Below are 20,620 nucleotides of genomic sequence, written 5' to 3'. Positions count from 1 at the left end.
ACCCGCGGGCCGGTCGCGGATGGGCGGGCGCGGGCATATCGACCCACGGAACCGCTCATTCGCCCCGGCTCCATTGCCGTTGCGGGCCTGCGCGGCTAGACGTGGCCCATCTCCCACATCGGCTCTGACATGACGCTTTCCATCGACGACATCCGCGCCGCCGCCGACCGGCTGAAGGGGCACATCGAGCGCACGCCCTGCCGCCATTCGCGGACGCTGTCGGAGATTACCGGCGCCGAGGTGTGGGTGAAGTTCGAGAACCTGCAGTTCACGGCGGCCTACAAGGAGCGCGGGGCGCTCAACACCCTGCTGCAGCTGTCGGACAACGAGCGCGGGCGCGGCGTGATCGCCGCCTCGGCCGGCAACCACAGCCAGGGCCTGGCCTATCACGCCGCGCGACTGGGCATTCCGGTGACCATCGTGATGCCGCGCTCGACGCCGTTCGTGAAGGTGCAGCAGACCCGCGGCCACGGCGCCAACGTGGTGCTGGACGGCGACAACTACGACGAGGCCTCGGCCGTCGCGATGAAGCTGTGCGCCGAGCAGGACCTGGCCTTCGTGCACCCGTTCAACGACCTGCAGGTGATGGCCGGCCAGGGGACCGTGGCGCTCGAGATGTTCGAGGACGTGCCGGACCTGGACGTGCTGCCGATCCCGATCGGCGGCGGCGGGCTGATCGCCGGCTGCGCCACGGTGGCCAAGTCGCTGAACCCCAATGTGCAGGTGATCGGCGTCGAGCCGGCCATGTACCCGTCGTTCACCGCCAAGATGCGCGGCGTCAACGGCACGAGCGGCGGGGCGACCATCGCCGAGGGCATCGCGGTCAAGCAGGTCGGCGACCTGTCCTACGCCATCGCCCGGCCGCTGATCGACGAGGTGCTGCTAATCGAGGAGCCGCACTTCGAGCGCGCGGTGGCGCTCTACTGCAATGTCGAGAAGACCGTGGTCGAGGGCGCGGGCGCGGCCTCGCTGGCGGCGCTGCTGGCCTATCCCGGCAAGTTCAAGGGAAAGAAGGTCGGGCTGATCGTCACCGGCGGCAACATCGACACCCGGCTGCTGGCCTCGGTGCTGACCCGCGAGCTGGTCCGTGACCAGCGGCTGGTCTCCCTGCGGATCATCGGCGACGATCGCCCCGGCCTGTTGGCCACCGTCTCGGCGGTGATCGGCCAAATGGGGGCCAACATCATCGAGGTCGCCCACAACCGCCTGGCCCTGGACGTGCCGGCCAAGGGCGCGGAGTTCGACATCATGATCGAGACCCGTGACGCCCAGCACACCCAGGAAATCATGGACGCCCTGCGCGAGCACGGCTATCCGCCGCGCGCCGTCTAGGAACATCGATATGAAGCGCCTTCTTCCCGTTCTCGCCGCCCTGCTGCTGGCCGCCTGCGGCCGCGCCGGGGCCGACCCCGCCGAACTGGCCAAGTCCGCGGCCGAGGCGAAGGCGTTCATGGAGACCAACGGCAAGGCCGAGGGCGTCCAGACCCTGCCCTCGGGCGTGCAGTACAAGATCGTCCGCTCGGGTCCGACGACCGGCATGAAGCCCGGGCCGAACGACGAGGTGAAGGTCCACTACGAGGGCAAGCTGGTCTCCGGGAAGATCTTCGACTCGTCCTACGAGCGCGGAGCTCCGGCGGCGATGCCGCTGCCGGCGCTGATCCCGGCCTGGAAGGAAGCCCTGCAGCTGATGCGGCCGGGCGACGAGTGGACGCTGTTCGTTCCGCCGGCCCAGGGCTATGGCGAGGAAGGCGCGGGCGGCGGCGAGATTCCGCCCAACAGCGTGCTGATCTTCCGCATCGAACTGATCGACGTGCTGCCGGCGCCGGGCCGCATCGGCCAGGGCTGACGGCGCTTCAGCTCAGGCGCCGCGCGCGAATTGCGCGGCGCGAGCCTGCGAGGCGGCGACTTCGCCGACATTGAAGCGGGCGACGAGCTGGGCGAGTTCGGCCGATTCCCCCTGCAGGCTGGCGGCCGCGGCGGTGGTCTCCTCGACCATGGCGGCGTTCTGCTGGGTCGCCTGGTCCATCTGATTGATGGCGGCGTTGACCTGGGCGAGGCTGGCCTGGCCCTGGGCGCTGGAGGCGATCTCGGCGATCAGGCCGTCGATCTCGGCGACCTTGTCCACGATCGCGCCGAGCGTCGAGCCGGTGGCCCCGACCAGCCGCACGCCGCGCGCGACCTGTTCGGTCGAGGACGAGATCAGGGTCTTGATCTCCTTGGCGGCGTCGGCCGAGCGCTGGGCCAGGGCCCGCACCTCGGAGGCGACGACCGCGAAGCCGCGGCCGGCCTCGCCGGCGCGGGCGGCCTCGACGCCGGCGTTCAGGGCCAGCAGGTTGGTCTGGAAGGCGATCTCGTCGATCACGCCGATGATCTGGGTGATCTGGCCCGAGCTCTGCTCGATCTCCTCCATGGCCTCGACGGCCTCACGCACCACTTCGCCGGACTTGGTCGCCTCGAGCCGGGCCTGGCTGGCCGCGCCGGACACTCGGCGGGCGCTGTCGGCGCTGCGACTGACGGTGGAGGTCACCTCGTCGAGGGCGGCGGCCGCCTCTTCCAGGCTGGCGGCCTGGGTCTCGATGCGGCGCGAGAGCGCGTCAGAGGCTCCGGCGATCTCGTCGGCCCCGCCGCGCAGGCTGTCGGTCGAGCGGCGGATCGTGGCCATGGCCTGGCGCAGGGCGGCGATGGCGCTGTTGAAGTCCAGCTTCAGCTGCTGGTAGGCGCCGGCGAACTGCGCCGAGACGCCGGTGGTCAGGTCCCCGTCCGACAGCCGTCCGAGCCCCTGGGCCAGCGCCTCGACGACGACCTCCTGTTCCTGCGCCACCTCGCGGCGGGCGTTCTCGGCGCGGTCGCGCTCGTGCTCGGCCAAGGTGACGTCGGTGGCGAACTTGATGACCTTGCAGGGCTTGCCGTTCGCGTCGAAGACCGGGTTGTAGGAGGCCTGGATCCAGACCTCGCGGCCGCCCTTGCCGAGCCGGCGGAATTTGCTGGCGACGTACTCGCCGCGGTTCAGCTGCGCCCAGAAGGCGCGGTATTCGGGCAGTTCGGCCTCGCCCGGCGGCATGAACATGGCGTGGCGGCGGCCCACGACCTCGGATGCGGCGTAGCCCATGGCGGCCAGGAAGTTGTCATTGGCGTCGAGGATGACGCCGTCGAGGGCGAACTCGATGACCGCCTGCGAGCGGTGCATCGCCGCGACCAGGGCCTCCAGCTCACGCGTATGCGTCGCGGCGGCGCCATCGGTCTTGCGTCCAAACATGCGAATTCCCCATTCGGGTCGCGCGCTCAGCGACCGGCGTAATTCGAATTGGGGGTGACTGCTTAATAAAGACTAAACGGTGATAACTGTTCGCAAAAAGGTCAATAGATTGTCCGGAGCCTAGTCCAGTCGGCTAATCCATATGGCCGAATAAAGCATAGGGCGAGATTGTAACTCGCCCTATGCGTGCGCGCCCTAGAGCTTCATCCGAAGCGCGCCCATGTAGTCGCGCTTGCCGATCGGCACGCCGCGCGAGCGCAGCAGGTCGTAGGCGGTGGTGGCGTGGAAGTGCAGGTTCGGCATCGAGAACGACATCAGGAAATTCTCGGCGACGAACGGGATCTTGGTGCCGCGGAACTCGAAGTAGACGTCCTTGCCCTCGTAGGCGTTGATCTCTTCCGGCTTGATCGCCGCGAGCTTGGCGTGCGTGTCCTTGATCAGCGCGATCAGGGCCGGCAGGTCCTGGGCGGTCTGGTCGCCGCCCGGCGAGAACACGCCGGCCTTCACGCCCTCGATGGCGCCGAGCGAGTGGTGGGCGACCGAGATCACCTGGAAGCGGAAGTCGAACATGTCCTCGCACATCTTCGAGGTCACGATCTCCTGCGGGTCGATCCCGTTGTCCTGGCAGTGGGCGAGGCCCCGCTCGAGGAAGCCGGCGACGCCGCCCACCGTCTGGAGAAATGAAGCCACGCTGACGTCGTAGAGAGAGATCGCCATGTTCCGCCCTTATGTGATTTGGACGGGCAATCTCCTCCCGAGCGCGCGCCGACGCCAGCGGTATTGCGGCTACTTGAACATGCCCTCGCGCAGGTTGATCCCGTGCTCGAGCCAGGCCTTCATCGCGCACTGCATCTGCGTCCAGCCCTGGCAGTTGCCGTAGGACGCCTTGAGCCCGACCTCGGTCTGCTTCCAGCCGTGCTCCTCGATGGCGACCAGGGTGCGGCCGTCGTCCAGGCCTTCGAAGGTCATGGTCACCTGGGTCTTGTAGCCGACGTGGGTGACGAGGTTGTCGGCGTTCTCCGGCGGGCCGTCGTTGGCCTCCCATTCGAAGACGATCTTCTGGTTGGGGATCACCTCGATGACCCAGACCGGGAAGGCGCCCGGGAAGTCGGCGAAGTCCCAGTAGACTGTGGCGCCGGTCTCCAGCCGGCCCTTGGCGCCGCCGGTGGTGAAGTACTGCGACAGCTGGTCCGGATTGGCGACGGCCTCGAACACCTCGGCCACCGGCTTGGCGATCCGGGCGCTCACTCGAAAGGTCAGATCCATGATCTTTGCTCCTTGTCCTGCGGCCATTTGTGTTATAAATTTATAACATGTCAAGCGACGACGAAAACGATCTGATTTTCAAGGCCTTGGCCTCGCCCGCCCGGCGGCGGATGCTGGACGAAATCAGGGACCGGCCGCTGACCACTGGCGACCTCTGCCAGCGCTTTCCGGAACTCGACCGCTGCACGGTGATGCAGCATCTGAAGGTGCTTGAGGGCGCCGACCTGGTGATCGCCCGTCGCGAGGGGCGCGAGCGCTGGAACCACCTGAACTCGATGCCGATCAAGCAGATCCACGACCGCTGGATCGGTCCCTACGCCGAGCGGGCGGTCAGCCTGCTGGGCCGGCTGAAGAGCGACCTCGAAGCCTGACCGCCATACCGGAGGCTCGAAGACTTGCGCCCGATCCCCATCCCCTGTTTGCTGGGCGGCAATCCAGAACAGGGAAACGCCGCATGCGCCTCACCAAGCCCCGGATCGCGCCGGTCCAGGACGCCGACCTCAACGACGAGCAGAAGGAAATCCTGGCGCCGATGGGCGATCGGGTGCTGAACATCTTCCGCACCATGGTCGGCGCGCCGAAGGCCGCGAAGGGCTTCCTGGCCTGGGGCAACTACGTGCTGTCGAAGAAGAACGACCTGCCGGCGCGCGAGCGGGAGATCGTGATCCTGCGCATCGGCTATCTCTGCAAGTCCGGCTACGAGTGGACGCAGCACGTGCCGATCGGCCAGCGGGCGGGCCTGACCGACGACGAGGTGGCGCGCATCAAGGGCGGCGCCGACGCCGGCGGCTGGAGCGCGGCCGACCAGGCGCTGCTGGCGGCCAGCGACGAACTGCACCACGATCAGTTCATCACCGACGCGACCTGGAGCGCGCTGAAGGCGCACTTCAGCGACAAGCAGTGCATGGACGTCGTGTTCACCGCCGGCCAGTACACCCAGGTCTCGATGATCCTGAACTCGTTCGGGGTGCAGCTGGACGCCGGCCAGACCCTCGATCCCGACCTGAAGGGCTTCTGAGCGTGCGGCTGGCGGGCAAGAGCGCCATCGTCGTCGGCGCGGGCCAGACCCCGGGCGAGACGGTCGGCAACGGCCGGGCCATCGCGCTGCTGTTCGCCCGCGAGGGCGCACAGGTGCTGTGCGTCGACCGGCTGATCGAGCGGGCGCAGGAGACGGTGGCGCTGATCGAGGCCGAGGGCGGCCAGGCCGGCGCGCTGGCGGCCAACATCACCAAGGCGGCCGACTGCGAGGCGATGATCGCCGCCGCGCGCGAGCGGTTCGGGACCATCGACATCGTGGTCAACAATGTCGGCATCGGCGGGGGCGGCGACGGGCCGGCCCACAAGCTGACCGAGGAGGCGTTCGACCGCATCCTGGCGGTGAACCTCAAGGGCGCCTGGCAGGTCAGCAAGGCGGCGCTGCCGACCCTGCGGGAGCAGGGCAAGGGCTCGATCGTCAACATCTCCTCGCTGGCCTCGATCGCCGGCGGCGCCCAGACCGCCTACGAGGTCTCCAAGGCGGCGCTGAACCGGCTGACCACCAGCGTGGCCCAGGCCAACGCCGGCAAGGGCGTGCGTTGCAACGCCATCGCCATGGGCCTGCTGGACACGCCGATGGCGGTGGCCGGCATCGCCCAGGCCAGCGGCCAGGAGCAGCAGGCCGTGCGCGACGCGCGCAACGCCCGCGTGCCGCTGGGCGGCCAGATGGGCACGGCCTGGGACACCGCCTATGCGGCGCTGTTCCTGGCCAGCGACGAGGCGCGGTTCATCACCGGAACCGTGCTGTTCGTGGACGGCGGGATGTCGAGCCGGGTGGGGTAAGGGCGGCGGAATCGTCGCTCGCGTGCTAGTGGAGCCATGGTGAACTCAACTCAGAACGTGTGATCCGATGAAGCTTCCCGGCCCCTCCTATGTGAACGACACCTTCTATGGGGCGGTGGATGCGGACCGCGCGCTCGAGGCGCGGCAGGCCCTGATCGATCAGATCAGGGTCAAGACCGGCATCTTCGCCGCCGACAACATGATGACCTGGGACAAGACCCTGGGCTTCATCCGAGAGCCGGCGTTCTCGAAGGCGGTCAACGATCACACCCGGCCAGGGGCCGAGCGCGCCGGGGTCTGGCGCTACAACACCCTCGTCTGGGCGGCGCGGCAGGCCGCGCCGCTGGACGGCGATTTCGTGGAATGCGCCTGCTACCGCGGCAACACCGCGCGGATCGTCGCCGACCTCGTCGACATCTCGAACCGGCGCTACTTCCTCTACGACCTGTTCGACCACGACGAGACCATGCCGCATCACTCGATGCCGGCGCACTCGAAGACGCTGTACGACGAGGTGCGGGCGCGGTTTCCCGAGCCGAACGTGATCATCACCCAGGGGCGCGTGCCCGAGAGCCTGGCGATCGCCTCGCCCGAGAAGATCGCGCTGATGCACATCGACATGAACAATGTCGACGCCGAGATCGGCGCGCTCGAACTGCTCTGGGACCGCGTTGTGCCCGGCGGGATCGTCGTGCTCGACGACTACGGGTGGCTCGCCTACCACAGGCAGTTCTCGGCCGAGCTGGCCTGGTTCAGGCAGCGGGGGCAGTACGTGCTGGAAATGCCGACCGGCCAGGGGCTGGTCGTCAAGCACGGCTGAGGGCGCCTAGAACCCCACGCCGCGGGCCATCATCGCCGCGAAGATCGGGATCAGCGCGAAGACGGCGAGTTCGGCGACGAGGTAGGGTCGGACGGCCTTGATCTCGGCCGCGCCGAGGGCGAAGTCGGGCTCGGCGCGGGCGCGCTTGCGCCATTGCAGGATGCGGATTGTCGGCGGCGCCGAGAGCAGGCCGACGACGACGAAGGCCCCGATCTTGGCCCAGAACGCCCAGTTGCCGAGATAGGCCTCCGGGCCCTTCACGCCCATATAGACCCGCGCGAAGCCGACGATGAGGATCAGGGTCGCGATCAGGCCGTAGTGCAGGTCGACGATCCCCAGCCGCCGCAGTCCGGCGCCCGTCAGGCCGGGACGGACGGTGGCGAGTTCGATCGCCAGGATGGCGGCGAGGCTGAAGACCAGCAGATGGTGGGCGATGGCGAGAAGGAGGTCGGTCACGGCGCGCTCCGATCGGTTGCGCTGCGACTGTGGAGCTTTTCGCTTACAATGTAAATACTACGTCTTCGGGTTCGTGCGGTAGTCGTCGAACTTGCCGTCGCGGTCGCTGAGCGCGGCGGTGACGCCCTCGCGCAGCTTGGCCATGTACTCGCGCGAGGCCTTGGTGCTCCAGCCCAGCGCGTGCAGGTCCGTGCCGGCGCGGATGCCCTGGCGCATGCCCATCACCTCCATCTGGCGATGGACCAGCCGCTTGTTGAGCTGGGCCAGTTCCGGATCGACCTTGGTGATGCGCTCGGCCATGGCCAGCACGGCCGCTTCGAGGTCGGCGAGCGGATAGGCGCGGTTGGCGAAGCCGAGACGGACGGCCTCGTTCCCGTCGATGGAATCGCCGGTCAGCATCTGCTCCATGGCCGCGCGCATGCCCATCAGCCAGACGTGATAGTGGTTGTCGGGCGGGCTCATGGTGCGCACCGCCGGGTAGCCGATCTGGGCGTCGTCGGCGACGTAGACCAGGTCGCAGGCGACGGCGAGCTCGGAGCCGCCGGCCAGGCACCAGCCGTGGACCTGGGCGATCACCGGCTTGGCCAGGTCCCAGACCCGGAAGCAGCCGTCGACGACGTGGCGCGCCCACTGGCCCTGGTTCCCGGCCGTATGCCAGGGGAGCTCGCCGACTCCGGCCAGGTCGTAGCCTGACGAAAAGCAGGTCCCGGCCCCGCGGATGATCATCACCCGCACGTCGGGGTCGGTGTCGCCGGCCTCCAGCGCGGCGAAGATCTCTGCGCGAAGGGCGTTCGAAAGGGCATTGCGCTTGGCGGGGCGGTTGAGGGTGATGCGGCGCACGTGCGGCGCCGGATCGTCGATCAGCAGGATCGCGGTCATGGGGTCCTCCTCCGGGTTTCGGAGCAGGGTCGGCGCTTGACGCCGCGACAGTCAAAGCGGGCTCAGGCCAGGCGCAGGACCACGGCGCCGGCGGCGATCAGCACGGCGGCGAGGATGCGGCCGGCGGTCGGGCGCTCACGCAGGATGAAGACCGCGATGGCGGTGGCGAACAGGATCGAGGTTTCGCGCAGGGCGGCGATCACTGCGACCGGCGCATGGGTCATGGCCCAGAGCGCCAGGCCGTAGGAGGTCAGCGTGCCGAGCCCGCCCGCCAGGCCGAGCGGCAGGTGGGCGCGGGCGTAGGGAATGAAGGTCCGCCAGCGCGCGGCCAGGACCCAGACCAGTAGCGGCGCGCCCGAGAGCAGGTTGAGCCAGAGGGTGTAGGCGGCCGGGGCGCCCGAGGCGCGCACGCCCGCGCCGTCGACCAGGGTGTAGCTGGCGATGACCACGGCGTTGAGCAGGGCGGCGCGGACCCCCTTGCCGCTGGTCCCGCGGGCGCCCAGCGCCAGACTGAGCACGCCGCCGCAGATCAGGGCGATCCCGCCGGTCGCGGCCAGGGACAGGTGCTCGCCCAGCCAGAAGCGGCTGACCAGGGCGACGATCAGCGGCGCGGTCCCGCGCATCAGCGGATAGGCCTGGCTCATGTCGGCGCCGCGATAGGCGCGGGCGACCAGCAGGTAATAGCCGACCTGCAGCACGGTCGAGGCGGCGAGGAACGGCCAGCTCTCGCGCGCCGGCTGGGCCAGGAACGGCAGGGCCAGGGCGGAGATCACTGCAGCCGAGGCGGCGACCAGGATGGTGGTCAGCAGCTTGTCCGGCGCCAGCTTGACGATGGCGTTCCAGCTGGCGTGCAGCAGGGCCGCGAAGATGACGATGCCGAAGACGCTGAGGGGCATGGGGGCGACCTTACCCAATCCGCTCACCCCGGCGAAAGCCGGGGCCCATGCGGACGTTGTGCGAGCGGCAGCTTAGCTTGGGTCCCGGCTTTCGCCGGGATGAGCGGGGCTTAGTCCGTGAACACTACGGTCTTGGCGCCGTTGAGCAGCACCCGGTCTTCCAGCCGCCAGCGGACGGCGCGGGCGAGGACGCGGCGCTCGATGTCGCGGCCCTTGCGGATCAGGGCGGCGGGGGTGTCGCGGTGGCTGATGCGCTCGACGTCCTGCTCGATGATCGGGCCTTCGTCGAGATCTGCGGTGACGTAGTGGGCGGTGGCCCCGATCACCTTCACGCCGCGCTCGTGGGCCTGGTGATAGGGGCGCGCGCCCTTGAAGCCCGGCAGGAACGAATGGTGGATGTTGATGCAGCGCTCTTCGAGCTTGGCGGCCAGGCCGTCGGACAGCACCTGCATGTAGCGGGCGAGGACGACGAGCTCGGTCTCGGTCTCCTGGATCAGCTTCCAGATCGCCGCTTCCTGTTCCAGCTTGGTCGAGCGCTTCACCGGCAGGTGGTGGAACGGCACGTCCGAGAGGTCGAGGTTGGCGTAGGTCTCGATCGGGTGGTTGGAGACCACGGCGGCGATCTCCATCGGCAGCTCGCCGCGGCGCCAGCGGTAGAGCAGGTCGGCCAGGCAGTGGTCCTGCTGGCTGGCGAGGATCATCACCTTGCGCTTGATCTTCGGGTCGCGCAGCGACCAGCGCATGGAGAAGTCGTTGGCCAGGACCTCGAACTCGCCGCGCATCGCCTCGACGTCGGCGCCCTTGGCGTCGAAGACCACGCGCATGAAGAACTTGCCGGTCTCCTGGTCGTCGTACTGCTGGGCGTCGAGGATGTTGGCGCCGCGCTCGAACAGGAAGGCCGAAACGCGCGCGACGATGCCCGGCTGGTCGGGGCAGGAGAGGGTCAGGATCATGGCGCCTGTCTAGGCCGCGATCATGATCAATACGTCAAGGCTGGAGGCATCGCAGCTTGGAGCGGCTGGGCGGGGCGCTTACGCTGTAGGCATGCCGACCTCAGAAGCCCTGACCGCCCGCGCGCTGGACATCCTCGAGACGCTCGTGGCCTTCGACACCACCTCGCGCCTGTCGAACCTCGCCCTCATCGAGTGGGTCGAGGCCTATCTGGACAGCCACGGCGTCGCGCACCGGCGGGTTCCGAACCACGACGGCAGCAAGTCGAACCTGATCGCCAGCGTCGGCCCGGCCGTCGAGGGCGGGGTGGTGCTGTCGGGCCATACCGACGTGGTGCCGGTGGACGGCCAGGCCTGGACCAGCGACCCGTTCGTGCTGACGCCCAAGGACGACGGGCGGATCTACGGACGCGGCACCTGCGACATGAAGGGCTTCCTGGCCCTGGCGCTGGCGGCCGTTCCCGGCGTGGCCGCGGCGGACCCGAAGAAGCCGGTGCACCTGGCGTTCTCCTACGACGAGGAGATCGGCTGCCTGGGCGCGCCGGACATGATCGCGGTGATCGCCCGCGAGCTGCCGCGTCCGGCGCTGGTCGTGGTCGGCGAGCCGACGATGATGGAGGCGGTGCGCGGCCATAAGGGCATCTCGACCTTCACCGTGACGGTGACCGGCAAGGAGGCGCATTCCAGCCAGACCCAGCTGGGCGTCTCGGCGATCATGGAGGCGATCGCGCTGCTGGCCTCGCTGAAAGCGCTGGCCGCGCGGCTGGAGGCGGAGGCCGACCCGGCCTCGCCGTTCACGCCCAAGCACGCGACCCTGACCGTCGGCCTGCTGAACGGCGGCACGGCGGGGAACATCCTGGCGCGCGAGTGTTCGTTCCAGTTCGACCTGCGCTGTCCGCCCGGCCAGGACCCGCTGGCGCTGCTGGCGCCGTTCCGGGCCGAGGTGGCGGCGCTGGACGCGCGGCTGAAGGCGCTGTTCCCGCAGGCCGGGGCGACGATCGTCCAACGCTCGGGCACGCCGCCGCTGTCGCCGGAAGAGGACGGCGTCGCCGAACTGTTCGCCCGGCGGCTGGCCGGCGACAACGGCCCGGCCCGGGTGGTGCCCTATGCGGCCGAAGCCGGACAGTTCCAGGAGGCCGGGTTCTCGACCGTCATCTGCGGCCCCGGCTCGATCGACCAGGCCCACCAGGCCGATGAGTATGTCGACCGCGTTCAGATGGAGCGCGGCGGGGCGTTCATGGCGCGGTTGATCGACTGGGCCGCAGCGGGCGAATGACCGCGCGCCGCTCGAACAGGTCGTGCGGGTTCCAGGTCATGGCCCGGGCGATCTGGGCGGTCGAGGCGCGGCGCCGCTTCTGGACCTGACGGCGGCTCTTCAGGACGGTCGGCAGGCCCTTGATCGACTCCTTGAACGCCCGCCAGACGATGTGCGCGTGCGGATGGTTCTCGCGCCGGCTGGAGATGTAGGCGACCGCAGCCAGGTGCAGCGGCACCACGACCGGCAGCAGCGGCCAGGGCGTGTCCTTGTAGACCACGTAGAAGCGGTTGCGGGTGCCGTGGAACACCGCGAACTCGGACTTGCGCCCGCCGCTGGAGGCCGAGCCGACATGATGGATGGTGGCGGCCGGGACCAGCACGGTCGGCTCGCCGGCCAGCTGCAGCCGGTAGCCGAGATCGACGTCCTCGGAATAGCAGAAGAAGAATTCGTCGAAGCCGCCGAGGTCGAGGAACAGCTGGCGGTCGATCATCATCGCCGCGCCGCACGGCGAGAACACCTCGCCCTCCGGGGTGTCGCCCGGGTCGGGGGCCAGGTAGCCGCCGCGATAGGGAATGCCGTAGCCGCTCATCACGTCGCCCAGGCCGTCGAGATGGGTCGGGTCCTCGGCCATCACCTGGCGCGAGGTGAAGGAGCGCACGTGCGGATGACGCTCGGCGGCGTCGACCAGTTGCTGCAGCCAGTCGGGCTCGGCGTAGGCGTCCGGGTTGAGCAGCACGAACCAGCGGCCGCGGCCCAGCCGCGCGGCCTGGTTGCCGGCGCCGGCGAAGCCGAGGTTCTCGCTGTTCTCGATCAGCCGCACGGACGGGAACTCGCGCGCGATCGCGCCGTCGCCTGGGTCGGGCGAGGCGTTGTCGATCACCAGGGTCTCGAAGTCGCGATAGGTCTGGTCGGCCAGGTGCTGGAGGCAGGCGCGCAGGGTCGGGCCGGAGTTGTAGGCGATGACGCAGACGGTGATCTGGACGGGGGATTCGGCGGGGCTTTGCGGCGCTGGCGACTTGTGTTCCTGCGCGGGGTCGTTCATGCGGGGGCGGTTCCAAACTTGCAGGCAGTCATGACGTCGATCACGCCGCTATCCATTCCTGAGGTCCTGCTTATCACGCCCAAGCGCCATGGCGATGCGCGCGGCTGGTTCGCCGAGACCTGGAGCCGCCGGTCGCTGGCGGCGGCGGGCGCCGACCACGACTTCGTGCAGGACAACCAGGCCTTCAACGCCAAGGCCGGCACGGTCCGCGGCCTGCACTTCCAGAACGCGCCGCATCCCCAGGCCAAGCTGGTGCGGGTGCTGCGCGGCGAGATCTTCGACGTGGCCGTCGACATCCGCCCCGGCTCGCCGACCTTCGGCCAGTGGGTGGGCGCGAAACTGACCGCCGAGGGCGGCGAGCAGCTGCTGGTGCCGCGCGGCTTCGCGCACGGCTATCAGACCCTGACCGACGGCTGCGAGCTGGCCTACAAGGTCGACGGCGACTACGCGCCGCAGTGCGAAGGCGCGCTGCTGTGGAACGACGCCGACGTGGGCATCGCGTGGCCGTGGCAGGGCGAGGTGATCCTGTCCGACAAGGACCGCGTGGCGCCGACCCTGAAGGACATGCCGCCCGCGGCGTTCTGAACTGAGTGACGGATATGAGTGAGCTGGTCCGCATCCTCGACATCGAGGCCATCGACCTGGACATGTTCCGCGGCCACAACGCCGACGGCGAGACGCGTCGCATCTATGGCGGCCAGGTGGTGGCCCAGGCGCTGGCCGCGGCCTATCGCACCGTCGACGGCCGAGTCTGCCACTCGATGCATGCCTATTTCATTCGCGGCGGCGATCCGAAGATCCCGATCCTGCTGAAGGTTGAGCGGGTGCGCGACGGCGGCACCTTCACGATGCGGCGGGTCACGGCCCTGCAGCACGGCCAGCAGATCTTCAACCTGTCGGCCTCGTTCCAGGTCCCGGAGAGCGGCCTCGAGCACCAGATCGAGATGCCGTCGCTGCCGGGCCCCGACGGCCTGCTCGACGAGGACGCGCTGCGCAAGGCCGGCGGCGAAACCGAGCAGCGCCGGACCTGGCCGGTCGAGGTTCGTCCGATCGACCCGCCGCCCTACGGCACCGCGCCGGTGATGGATCCCGAACAGGCGATCTGGTTCCGGGCCCGCGATCCGCTGGGCGCCGACCCGATGATCCACCAGTGCGCCCTGGCCTATGCGACGGACATGACGCTGCTGGACACCTCGCTGCGTCCGCACGGCATTCCGTGGAGCGAGGGGCGGCTGCAGGTCGCCAGCCTCGACCACGCGCTGTGGTTCCACCACCCGAGCGACTTCACCCAGTGGCACCTCTATGTGCAGGACAGCCCCTCGGCCTCGGGCGGGCGCGGCTTCAATCGCGGCTCGATCTTCAACCAGGACGGCAAGCTGGTGGCCTCGGCCGCGCAGGAAGCGCTGATCCGGTATCGGTAGATATCATTCCTCCCCTCTTGGGGAGGTGGAGTCCCGTGAGGGGACGACGGAGGGGGACTGCTCCAGAAGTCAAAGTCCCCCTCAGTCAGCTTCGCTGACAGCTCCCCCAGAGGGGGAGCAACTAGCGGGCGCTAAACCGTCTCTTCCTGCGCCACGAAGCCCTTCCAGCCGTTCATGTACTCGACGAAGGCCGGGCCGAGGCGCTCGTCGCGCAGGTGCTGGCGGGTGACCGGCAGGGCGATCGAGGTGAAGTCCGGGTCGGCGGCGACCCTAAGCGGGAAGTCGTGGTGCAGGATGGCGGCGCGGCCGATCAGGACGTAGTCGGCGCCGTTCTCCAGGCACTGGCGGGCGGTCGCGCCGGTCATGATCTTGCCGGCGACGCCCAGGCGCACCTGGCCGCGGTCGAGTTCGGTGAAGTAGGACATCAGGGTGCGGCCCTGGAACGCCTCCTCGACCGGCTCCTTGGCCACGTCCCACAGCGACATGTCGAGATAGTCGATCTTGCCGTCCGCCAGGATCTGGCGGGCCAGGGCGACGATCTCGGCCAGCTCCAGGCCGAAACGCTCGGGCGACAGGCGGATGCCGAGGGTGAAGTCCTTGCCGCAGCGCGCGCGGATGCCGTCGATGATCTCGAGGATCAGCCGGGCGCGGTTCTCGGGGGAGCCGCCGTAACGGTCTTCGCGGCGGTTGAGGGCCGGCGACAGGAACTGGCAGAGCACGTAGCCGTGGGCGCCGTGGATCTCGACCCCGTCGAAGCCGGCCTTTTCAGAGCGGACGGCGGCGGCGATGAAGTCCTCGCGCAGCTGCTCGACCTCGGCCAGGGTCATGGCCCGGGCGCCGGTTTCCGGATCGTCCGACGGACAGACCGGCGCCTCGCCGATCAGCTCCTTGGGCGAGCGGTTGCCGGCGTGGTGCAGCTGAAGAGCGGCGACGCTGCCCTGGGCCTTGATCGCGGCAGCCAGGCGGGTGAGCCCCGGCAGGTGCTGGTCGCCGAACACGCCGAGCTGGCCCGGGAAGCCCTGGCCGATGGCCTGGACATGGGCCGCGCAGGTCATGGTCAGGCCAAAGCCGCCCTCGGCGCGGTAGGTCAGCCAAGCGAACTCGTCGTCGGACAGCGTGCCGTCGGGATGGCTCTGGGTGTTGGTTAGCGGCGCCAGCATGAAGCGGTTCTTCATGCCGCGGCCGTGCTTGAAGGTCAGGGGGGCGAACAGATCGGTCATGCTTCCACCTCGAAGGTCAGGCCGGCGTTCTTCTGCAGGCGTGCGATCAGCTTGTCGCCCAGGGCCGCGCCCGGGACCCAGAGGCCGCCGGGAACGTCGGCGGCTTCCTTGACCAGACAGATGGCGGTCTCGGCGATCATTTTCGAGGTCGAGCCGTAGCCCGGGTCCTTGTCGCCCTTCACCGAGACCACGACCTTGCGGCCGTCGGCGGCGACGCCGATGAAGGCGGCGTCATAGAAGCCGGTCTCGCGCTCTTCCTTGCTGGGGCCTTCGCCAGGCTGCGGGCCGGAGCCCTCGTCCAGCGCGAAGGAGGCCGGGGCCTTGGGGTCGACCACGGCCATCTCGTCATAGACGAAGTCGGCGCCGTAGGCGTGGCCCTGCAGGAAGTTCGAGCGGTGCACGTTCTTGGTGTTGATGGCGGCCATCATGAACGGGCCGACGTCGGCGTTCAGGTCCTCGTCGCGCTCGACGGCTTGGCCGGCCGGCTGCTCGGGGCCCTTGAAACCGGGGGTCAGGGCGAACGGATCGACCATCAGCGCGAACAGGCTGGGGTCCTTCTGGATCGCGGCCATGGTGGCGCGGCCGCTGGCGGCGGTGCCGCCCGAGAGACCGCCCTTGAGCTGCCGCATCCGGCCCTTCACGCGCGGGACCACGCCGCCCAGCTTCTGCTTCGCGGTCTGTTGCGCGAAGTAGACGCCGAGTTCGAAGGGGATGGAGTCGAAGCCGCAGGAGAACAGGATGCGCGCGCCGCTCTTCTGGGCGGCTTCGTGGTGTTCCTTGATCATCGCGGCCATCCAGTTCGGCTCGCCGCAGAGGTCGAGATAGTCGGTCCCGGCCGCCACGCAGGCGGCGACGAGGTCCGAGCCGTAGAGCTGGTAGGGGCCGACGGTGGTCAGGATCGCCTTGGCGCGGCCGACCATCGCCTTGACCGACGCCGGGTCGGAGGCGTCGGCGACCACCAGCGGAGTGTCCTTGGGCGCGCCGATCTCGTCGCGAACCTGCTGCAGCTTTTCCAGGCTGCGCCCGGCCATCGCCCACTTCACGTCGCCGCCGACGCCGTACTGCTTGGCCAGATGCTCGGCCACGAGGCGTCCGGTGAAGCCGGTCGCGCCATAGACGATGATGTCGAATTCCGCGCCGCTGTTCATGGCGTCTGTCTCCGCTTTCCGTCCCCAGGAGCGGCGGACCTTGCCGGAAAATCGGCGAGGCGCAAACGAGTGTTTGAAAATTAGCGCGTGTCGAACGGCGTCCGACGCGCTTTTGTCTGGCGCGGCGCTCCCCACTTGCCCGGCGTCCCGGGCGGGCCGAACAATGGAGGGCTACCGACGCCGGCGGCGACCGGCGCGAAGGGAGAGCCTCCAAGTGACCAAGCACGCGCCCGGACCTCGGCCGCTGTCGACGCCGATGGCGCTCTCGTTCTCCACCCTCGCCTTTCCGCTCGGCGCGCTGGCGGTGGCGGTGTCGGTCTACATCCCGCCGTTCTTCGCCAGCCACCTGGGGGTCGACCTCACCCTGATCGGGGTCGCCTTTTTCGTGGTGCGGATGCTGGACCTGGGCGTCGACCCGGTGCTCGGCCTGGTCATGGACCGCACCCGCACGCGGTGGGGCCGCTATCGGGTCTGGGTGCTGATCGGCGGGCCGATCCTGATGGCGGCGGTCTATGCGCTGTTCGAGGCCCCGAGCGGGATCGGCCTGCCCCATCTGATCTTCTGGCTGCTGGTCTTCTATCTCGGCAACTCGATCCTGGGCCTCGGCCACTCGGCCTGGGCCGCGACCCTGGCCACCGAGTACCACCAGCGCTCGCGCATCTTCGGCATCCTGGCGGCGGCCGGGGTGATCGGGGCGATGGCGGTGCTGGTCATCCCGATCGGCGCGGCGCACGTCGGGTTGTCCGAGGCCGAGGGCGTCAAGGCCATGGGCTGGTTCATCTTCGCGATGATCCCGGTGGTGGTGGCGCTGGTCTGCCTGCGCACGCCCGAGCACATCGCCAGGACCGCGCCCGAACACTTCGCGTTCAAGGACTACCTGTCGCTGATCACCAAGCCGGACCTGCTGCGGCTGTTCCTGGCGCAGATGGCGCTGACGCTCGGCCCCGGCTGGATGAGCGCGCTCTACATGTTCTTCTTCACCGACTCGCGCGGGTTCTCGACCGAGCAGGCCTCGGCCCTGCTGCTGGTCTATGTGGTGGCCGGCATCCTGGGCGCGCCGCTGACCGCGCGGTTGGCCATGCGGTTCTCCAAGCACCGCACCCTGATGGTGACGACCACGGCCTATTCGCTGGGCCTGTGCACGGTGATGTTCCTGCCCAAGGGCAGCATGACCTTCGGCATTCCGATGATGTTCTGGCAGGGCTTCATGGCCGCCGGCTTCGACCTGATGATCCGGGCGATGCTGGCCGACGTCGCCGACGAGGTGCGGCTGGAGCAGGGCCAGGAGCGGCTGAGCCTGATCTATGCGCTGAACGCCCTGGCCAACAAGATCGCCTCGGCCTTCGCCATCGTGCTGACCTTCCCGCTGCTGGCGCAGATCGGCTTCAACGCCGCGGACGGCGCGGTGAACACGGAGAGCGCGATCCGCGGGCTGGAGCTGGCCTTCATCGTCGGGCCGATCGTGTTCGTGATGCTGGGCGGGGCCTGCGTGCTGGGCTGGAAGCTCGACGCCGACAAGCACGCGGCGATCCGCGAGGAGCTGGAACGGCGCGACGCGCTCTACGCCGAGGCGCCGATCCTGGAGAGCTTCGCGCCCGACGTGGCGCCGGCGGTGACGAACGATCGCCCGTGACGCGGGGTCACGGTGGGCGGCGGGCCAAATCCGTGACAGCGTAAGCCCCGCGGCCCGGCAAGAGGCCGGGCTTGGGAACGCCGATGAGCGGGTTGATCCTCCATCACTACGACACCTCGCCGTTCTCGGAGAAGGTGCGGCTGATGCTGGGCCTCAAGGGCCTGGCCTGGGACTCGGTGCAGGCGCCGGTGATCATGCCGAAGCCGGACTTGATCCCGCTCACCGGCGGTTACCGGCGCATCCCCGTGCTGCAGATCGGCGCTGACGTCTATTGCGACACCCAGGTGATCCTGGCCGAGCTGGAAGCCCGCGCGCCCGGCCCACGGGCGGCGTCCGGGGCCGACTGGGCGGTCAACTTCTGGGCTGACCGTCCGTTCTTCGGGATCACCGTGCCGATCATCTTCGGGGCGCTGGGCGAGGCGACGACGCCGGAATTCATCGCCGACCGCGAGCAGCTGAGCGGACGCCCGTTCAACGTCGCGGCGATGCAGGCGGCCGCGCCGCTGATGGTCCCGCAGTGGCGGGCGCAGGCGGCCTGGATCGAGGAGGGGCTGGCGGACGGCGACTGGCTGGCCGGCGATGCGCCGGGCCTCGCCGACATCGCCGCCTACATGAACATCTGGTTCCTTGCGCGGAACCTGCCGGCCATGGCCGACGAGCTGCTCGCCGGCCTGACGCGCACCCAGGCCTGGCGCAAGCGGGTGGCGGCGATCGGGCATGGGATCCGCCGCGAGATCAGCGGCGCCGACGCCCTGGCCGCGGCCCGCGAGGCCGAGCCCGGCCCGGTCCCCGCCCACGACCCGCACGACCCGCTGGGCCTGACGCCTGGCGCCGACGTCACCGTGGCGGCCGATGACTATGGCCGCGACCCCATCGCCGGGACCCTGGTGGCGCTGACGCCGCGCCAGATCGTCCTTTCCCGCCAGACCCCTGACCTGGGCCGGACCCAGGTTCATTTCCCACGCGCCGGCTACGTCGTCGGCAAGGCCTAAGGAGAATCCCATGGAAGAGCGCATTACAGTCGAGATCAGCGAGGGCGTGGCCGATGTCCGCCTGGTCCGGACCGACAAGATGAACGCCCTGGACGACGCCATGTTCTCGGCCCTGATCGAGACCGGCGAGCGGCTGAAGACCGAAAAGGGCGTGCGCGCCATCGTGCTGTCAGGCGAGGGCCGGGCGTTCTGCGCCGGGCTCGACATGGGCAATTTCGGCAAGATGGCCTCGGGCGAGCGCAAGGGCGGCCAGTCCTCGACCGGGGAGTCGCTGCTCACCGACAACCGCACGGCCGGCGGCTCGAACCGCGCCCAGCACGCGGTGATGGTCTGGAGCGAGCAGGTGGTTCCGGTGATCGCCGCCGTGCATGGCGTGGCGTTCGGCGGCGGCTTCCAGCTGGCGCTCGGCGCGGACCTGCGCTTCGTGACCGCCGACACCCGGATGTCGGTGATGGAGATCAAGTGGGGCCTGGTGCCGGACATGGCCGGCATGGTGCTGCTGCGCGGCCTGGTGCGCGACGACGTCGCCCGCGAGCTGACCTATACGGGCCGGATCTTCGACGGCGAGGAGGCCGCGCGCATCGGGATCGCCACCCGCGTCTGCGCCGATCCGCGGGCCGAGGCCCTGGCGCTGGCCGCCGAGATCGCCGGCAAGAGCCCGACCGCGATCCGCGCCGCCAAGCGGCTGCTGGACATGGTCGCCGACGCCGACCAGCACGCGATCCTCAAGGCCGAGAGCGTCGAGCAGGCGGCGCTGATCGGCTCGCCCAACCAGGTCGAGGCGGTGATGTCGAACATGCAGAAGCGCGCCGCGACCTACGCCGACTGATGCCGACGCTCTATCATTGCGCCGACGCCCGCTCGTTCCGCGCCCTCTGGGCGCTGGAGGAGCTGGGCGTTCCTTACGATTTGAAATTGCTGCCGTTTCCGCCGCGGGTGCGGTCTCCCGAATACCTGGAGATCAACCCGCTGGGGACCATCCCATTCTTCGTCGACGGCGAGACGAAGATGACCGAGTCCTCGGCCATTTTGCAGTACCTGGCCGTTCGGCACGGCGGGCCGCTGAACGTGCCGAATGACGATGGCGACTACGGCGCCTGGCTGAACTGGCTATACCTGGGCGAGGCGACGCTGACCTTCCCGCAGACCCTGGTGCTTCGCTACACGCGGCTGGAGCCAAAGGAACGGCGCAATCCGCAGGTCGCCGAGGACTACGCGAAGTGGTTCATGGCGCGGCTGCGGGCGGTCGATAGGGCGTTGGAAACGCGGGACTATCTGGTCGCTGGACGGTTCACCGCCGCCGACATCTCGGTCGGCTATGCTTTGCTGCTGGCGAGTACGATCGGGCTCTCCGAGCGGTTCAGCCCGACGGTCGCGGCCTATTGGGCTCGGCTGCAGGAGCGAGAGGGGTTCCAGCGGGCGAAGGCGGCGCAGGCTGCCGATGGGACGCCGGAGTGGCAGGTTTAGCCGGCGAGATCGCAGGAAGGCGCCGATCAAGATCCTCCCCTCTTGGGGGAGGTGGATCGGCGCGTCGCGCCGAGACGGAGGGGGACTGCTCTCAAGCG

Annotated in this window: 23 protein-coding genes; 13 read left to right on the top strand and 10 right to left on the bottom strand. The window is 69.2% G+C overall.

The window, feature by feature from the left end; translation table 11 throughout:
- Window positions 1-129: 129 nt before the first annotated feature.
- The gene (locus AC1Q87_RS10050; protein WP_492608809.1) at window positions 130-1,332 is read left to right on the top strand and encodes a threonine ammonia-lyase; all 1,203 of its coding nucleotides are present in this window, start codon (window positions 130-132) and stop codon (window positions 1,330-1,332) included.
- A gap of 10 nt (window positions 1,333-1,342) precedes the next feature.
- On the top strand, window positions 1,343-1,846 hold the full coding sequence (locus tag AC1Q87_RS10045) for an FKBP-type peptidyl-prolyl cis-trans isomerase (RefSeq protein WP_492608808.1): 504 nt from the start codon (window positions 1,343-1,345) through the stop codon (window positions 1,844-1,846).
- 12 nt (window positions 1,847-1,858) lie between these two features.
- Here the strand turns inward: AC1Q87_RS10045 and AC1Q87_RS10040 are convergent, their stop codons facing one another.
- The 3 genes from AC1Q87_RS10040 to AC1Q87_RS10030 all read right to left on the bottom strand — a co-directional run bounded on the left by AC1Q87_RS10040 (window position 1,859) and on the right by AC1Q87_RS10030 (window position 4,522).
- The gene (locus tag AC1Q87_RS10040) at window positions 1,859-3,256 is read right to left on the bottom strand and encodes a methyl-accepting chemotaxis protein (protein WP_492608807.1); all 1,398 of its coding nucleotides are present in this window, start codon (window positions 3,254-3,256) and stop codon (window positions 1,859-1,861) included.
- Between the two features lie 195 nt (window positions 3,257-3,451).
- Window positions 3,452-3,973, bottom strand: coding sequence for a DUF1993 domain-containing protein (locus tag AC1Q87_RS10035; RefSeq protein WP_492608806.1), 522 nt, complete (start codon window positions 3,971-3,973; stop codon window positions 3,452-3,454).
- Window positions 3,974-4,042: 69 nt separating this feature from the next.
- Window positions 4,043-4,522 (bottom strand): SRPBCC family protein, encoded by a 480-nt coding sequence (locus tag AC1Q87_RS10030; RefSeq protein WP_492608805.1) that lies wholly within the window; start codon window positions 4,520-4,522, stop codon window positions 4,043-4,045.
- 47 nt (window positions 4,523-4,569) lie between these two features.
- Between AC1Q87_RS10030 and AC1Q87_RS10025 the strand changes: the two genes are divergently transcribed.
- The 4 genes from AC1Q87_RS10025 to AC1Q87_RS10010 all read left to right on the top strand — a co-directional run bounded on the left by AC1Q87_RS10025 (window position 4,570) and on the right by AC1Q87_RS10010 (window position 7,160).
- The gene (locus tag AC1Q87_RS10025; RefSeq protein ID WP_492608804.1) at window positions 4,570-4,893 is read left to right on the top strand and encodes an ArsR/SmtB family transcription factor; all 324 of its coding nucleotides are present in this window, start codon (window positions 4,570-4,572) and stop codon (window positions 4,891-4,893) included.
- Between the two features lie 83 nt (window positions 4,894-4,976).
- Window positions 4,977-5,540, top strand: coding sequence for a carboxymuconolactone decarboxylase family protein (locus tag AC1Q87_RS10020; RefSeq protein ID WP_492608803.1), 564 nt, complete (start codon window positions 4,977-4,979; stop codon window positions 5,538-5,540).
- A 2-nt stretch (window positions 5,541-5,542) separates the two neighbouring features.
- Window positions 5,543-6,340 carry an SDR family NAD(P)-dependent oxidoreductase gene (locus tag AC1Q87_RS10015; protein WP_492608802.1) on the top strand — a complete coding sequence of 266 codons (798 nt, stop codon included), beginning with the start codon at window positions 5,543-5,545 and terminating at the stop codon, window positions 6,338-6,340.
- A gap of 67 nt (window positions 6,341-6,407) precedes the next feature.
- A complete protein-coding gene (locus tag AC1Q87_RS10010) occupies window positions 6,408-7,160 on the top strand; it encodes a TylF/MycF/NovP-related O-methyltransferase (RefSeq protein WP_492608801.1) in 753 nt (250 codons plus the stop codon).
- A 6-nt stretch (window positions 7,161-7,166) separates the two neighbouring features.
- Here the strand turns inward: AC1Q87_RS10010 and AC1Q87_RS10005 are convergent, their stop codons facing one another.
- The 4 genes from AC1Q87_RS10005 to purU form a co-directional block, all read right to left on the bottom strand.
- Window positions 7,167-7,616 carry a DUF2214 family protein gene (locus AC1Q87_RS10005; RefSeq protein WP_492608800.1) on the bottom strand — a complete coding sequence of 150 codons (450 nt, stop codon included), beginning with the start codon at window positions 7,614-7,616 and terminating at the stop codon, window positions 7,167-7,169.
- A gap of 57 nt (window positions 7,617-7,673) precedes the next feature.
- A complete protein-coding gene (locus AC1Q87_RS10000) occupies window positions 7,674-8,495 on the bottom strand; it encodes an enoyl-CoA hydratase-related protein (protein WP_492608799.1) in 822 nt (273 codons plus the stop codon).
- Window positions 8,496-8,557: 62 nt separating this feature from the next.
- Window positions 8,558-9,391 (bottom strand): EamA family transporter, encoded by an 834-nt coding sequence (locus AC1Q87_RS09995; protein ID WP_492608798.1) that lies wholly within the window; start codon window positions 9,389-9,391, stop codon window positions 8,558-8,560.
- Window positions 9,392-9,501: 110 nt separating this feature from the next.
- Complete coding sequence (purU, locus tag AC1Q87_RS09990; protein ID WP_492608797.1) at window positions 9,502-10,344, bottom strand: formyltetrahydrofolate deformylase; 843 nt, start codon at window positions 10,342-10,344, stop codon at window positions 9,502-9,504.
- Between the two features lie 91 nt (window positions 10,345-10,435).
- Between purU and argE the strand changes: the two genes are divergently transcribed.
- On the top strand, window positions 10,436-11,617 hold the full coding sequence (argE, locus tag AC1Q87_RS09985; protein ID WP_492608796.1) for an acetylornithine deacetylase: 1,182 nt from the start codon (window positions 10,436-10,438) through the stop codon (window positions 11,615-11,617).
- Here the strand turns inward: argE and AC1Q87_RS09980 are convergent.
- Complete coding sequence (locus AC1Q87_RS09980) at window positions 11,577-12,641, bottom strand: glycosyltransferase family 2 protein (RefSeq protein WP_492608795.1); 1,065 nt, start codon at window positions 12,639-12,641, stop codon at window positions 11,577-11,579. The two genes, argE and AC1Q87_RS09980, sit on opposite strands and share 41 nt — an antisense overlap.
- A gap of 30 nt (window positions 12,642-12,671) precedes the next feature.
- Between AC1Q87_RS09980 and rfbC the strand changes: the two genes are divergently transcribed.
- Window positions 12,672-13,226: a dTDP-4-dehydrorhamnose 3,5-epimerase gene (gene rfbC, locus AC1Q87_RS09975; RefSeq protein WP_492608794.1), complete on the top strand. Its 555-nt coding sequence runs from the start codon at window positions 12,672-12,674 to the stop codon at window positions 13,224-13,226.
- Window positions 13,227-13,240: 14 nt separating this feature from the next.
- Window positions 13,241-14,062 carry an acyl-CoA thioesterase gene (locus AC1Q87_RS09970; RefSeq protein WP_492608793.1) on the top strand — a complete coding sequence of 274 codons (822 nt, stop codon included), beginning with the start codon at window positions 13,241-13,243 and terminating at the stop codon, window positions 14,060-14,062.
- Between the two features lie 131 nt (window positions 14,063-14,193).
- On the opposite strand, the gene AC1Q87_RS09965 is transcribed toward AC1Q87_RS09970, so the two are convergent.
- Window positions 14,194-15,282: an NADH:flavin oxidoreductase gene (locus AC1Q87_RS09965; RefSeq protein ID WP_492608792.1), complete on the bottom strand. Its 1,089-nt coding sequence runs from the start codon at window positions 15,280-15,282 to the stop codon at window positions 14,194-14,196.
- Window positions 15,279-16,430 carry a saccharopine dehydrogenase family protein gene (locus AC1Q87_RS09960; protein ID WP_492608791.1) on the bottom strand — a complete coding sequence of 384 codons (1,152 nt, stop codon included), beginning with the start codon at window positions 16,428-16,430 and terminating at the stop codon, window positions 15,279-15,281. Before AC1Q87_RS09960 ends, AC1Q87_RS09965 begins: the two co-directional genes overlap by 4 nt.
- Here AC1Q87_RS09960 and AC1Q87_RS09955 point away from each other — a divergent pair.
- From AC1Q87_RS09955 to AC1Q87_RS09940, 4 genes are all read left to right on the top strand, one after another.
- Window positions 16,402-18,063 carry an MFS transporter gene (locus AC1Q87_RS09955; RefSeq protein ID WP_492608790.1) on the top strand — a complete coding sequence of 554 codons (1,662 nt, stop codon included), beginning with the start codon at window positions 16,402-16,404 and terminating at the stop codon, window positions 18,061-18,063. The genes AC1Q87_RS09960 and AC1Q87_RS09955 overlap by 29 nt on opposite strands.
- 83 nt (window positions 18,064-18,146) lie before the next feature.
- Window positions 18,147-19,055: a glutathione S-transferase family protein gene (locus AC1Q87_RS09950; protein ID WP_492608789.1), complete on the top strand. Its 909-nt coding sequence runs from the start codon at window positions 18,147-18,149 to the stop codon at window positions 19,053-19,055.
- A 10-nt stretch (window positions 19,056-19,065) separates the two neighbouring features.
- Entirely contained in the window at window positions 19,066-19,884 is an 819-nt protein-coding gene (locus AC1Q87_RS09945; protein WP_492608788.1) for a crotonase/enoyl-CoA hydratase family protein, read from the top strand.
- Entirely contained in the window at window positions 19,884-20,522 is a 639-nt protein-coding gene (locus AC1Q87_RS09940) for a glutathione S-transferase family protein (protein WP_492608787.1), read from the top strand. Before AC1Q87_RS09945 ends, AC1Q87_RS09940 begins: the two co-directional genes overlap by 1 nt.
- Window positions 20,523-20,620 lie beyond the last annotated feature (98 nt).

This window comes from Phenylobacterium sp. GW823-FHT02A09 (genome assembly GCF_058797775.1).
Note: the sequence above shows the minus strand (reverse complement) of the source record. Positions and strands in the feature narration are given on the sequence as shown.

Bases quoted from the DNA above. Each gene is read 5' to 3' on its own strand.
- AC1Q87_RS09945 (WP_492608788.1), top strand. From the start codon at position 19,066: ATGGAAGAGCGCATTACAGTCGAGATCAGCGAGGGCGTGGCCGATGTC.
- AC1Q87_RS10000 (WP_492608799.1), bottom strand. From the start codon at position 8,495: ATGACCGCGATCCTGCTGATCGACGATCCGGCGCCGCACGTGCGCCGC.
- AC1Q87_RS09960 (WP_492608791.1), bottom strand. From the start codon at position 16,430: ATGAACAGCGGCGCGGAATTCGACATCATCGTCTATGGCGCGACCGGC.
- rfbC (WP_492608794.1), top strand. From the start codon at position 12,672: ATGACGTCGATCACGCCGCTATCCATTCCTGAGGTCCTGCTTATCACG.
- AC1Q87_RS09980 (WP_492608795.1), bottom strand. From the start codon at position 12,641: ATGAACGACCCCGCGCAGGAACACAAGTCGCCAGCGCCGCAAAGCCCC.
- argE (WP_492608796.1), top strand. From the start codon at position 10,436: ATGCCGACCTCAGAAGCCCTGACCGCCCGCGCGCTGGACATCCTCGAG.
- purU (WP_492608797.1), bottom strand. From the start codon at position 10,344: ATGATCCTGACCCTCTCCTGCCCCGACCAGCCGGGCATCGTCGCGCGC.
- AC1Q87_RS10035 (WP_492608806.1), bottom strand. From the start codon at position 3,973: ATGGCGATCTCTCTCTACGACGTCAGCGTGGCTTCATTTCTCCAGACG.
- AC1Q87_RS10050 (WP_492608809.1), top strand. From the start codon at position 130: ATGACGCTTTCCATCGACGACATCCGCGCCGCCGCCGACCGGCTGAAG.
- AC1Q87_RS10040 (WP_492608807.1), bottom strand. From the start codon at position 3,256: ATGTTTGGACGCAAGACCGATGGCGCCGCCGCGACGCATACGCGTGAG.
- AC1Q87_RS09995 (WP_492608798.1), bottom strand. From the start codon at position 9,391: ATGCCCCTCAGCGTCTTCGGCATCGTCATCTTCGCGGCCCTGCTGCAC.
- AC1Q87_RS10010 (WP_492608801.1), top strand. From the start codon at position 6,408: ATGAAGCTTCCCGGCCCCTCCTATGTGAACGACACCTTCTATGGGGCG.
- AC1Q87_RS10025 (WP_492608804.1), top strand. From the start codon at position 4,570: ATGTCAAGCGACGACGAAAACGATCTGATTTTCAAGGCCTTGGCCTCG.
- AC1Q87_RS09970 (WP_492608793.1), top strand. From the start codon at position 13,241: ATGAGTGAGCTGGTCCGCATCCTCGACATCGAGGCCATCGACCTGGAC.
- AC1Q87_RS09950 (WP_492608789.1), top strand. From the start codon at position 18,147: ATGAGCGGGTTGATCCTCCATCACTACGACACCTCGCCGTTCTCGGAG.
- AC1Q87_RS09965 (WP_492608792.1), bottom strand. From the start codon at position 15,282: ATGACCGATCTGTTCGCCCCCCTGACCTTCAAGCACGGCCGCGGCATG.
- AC1Q87_RS09940 (WP_492608787.1), top strand. From the start codon at position 19,884: ATGCCGACGCTCTATCATTGCGCCGACGCCCGCTCGTTCCGCGCCCTC.
- AC1Q87_RS10020 (WP_492608803.1), top strand. From the start codon at position 4,977: ATGCGCCTCACCAAGCCCCGGATCGCGCCGGTCCAGGACGCCGACCTC.
- AC1Q87_RS10045 (WP_492608808.1), top strand. From the start codon at position 1,343: ATGAAGCGCCTTCTTCCCGTTCTCGCCGCCCTGCTGCTGGCCGCCTGC.
- AC1Q87_RS09955 (WP_492608790.1), top strand. From the start codon at position 16,402: ATGATGTCGAATTCCGCGCCGCTGTTCATGGCGTCTGTCTCCGCTTTC.
- AC1Q87_RS10030 (WP_492608805.1), bottom strand. From the start codon at position 4,522: ATGGATCTGACCTTTCGAGTGAGCGCCCGGATCGCCAAGCCGGTGGCC.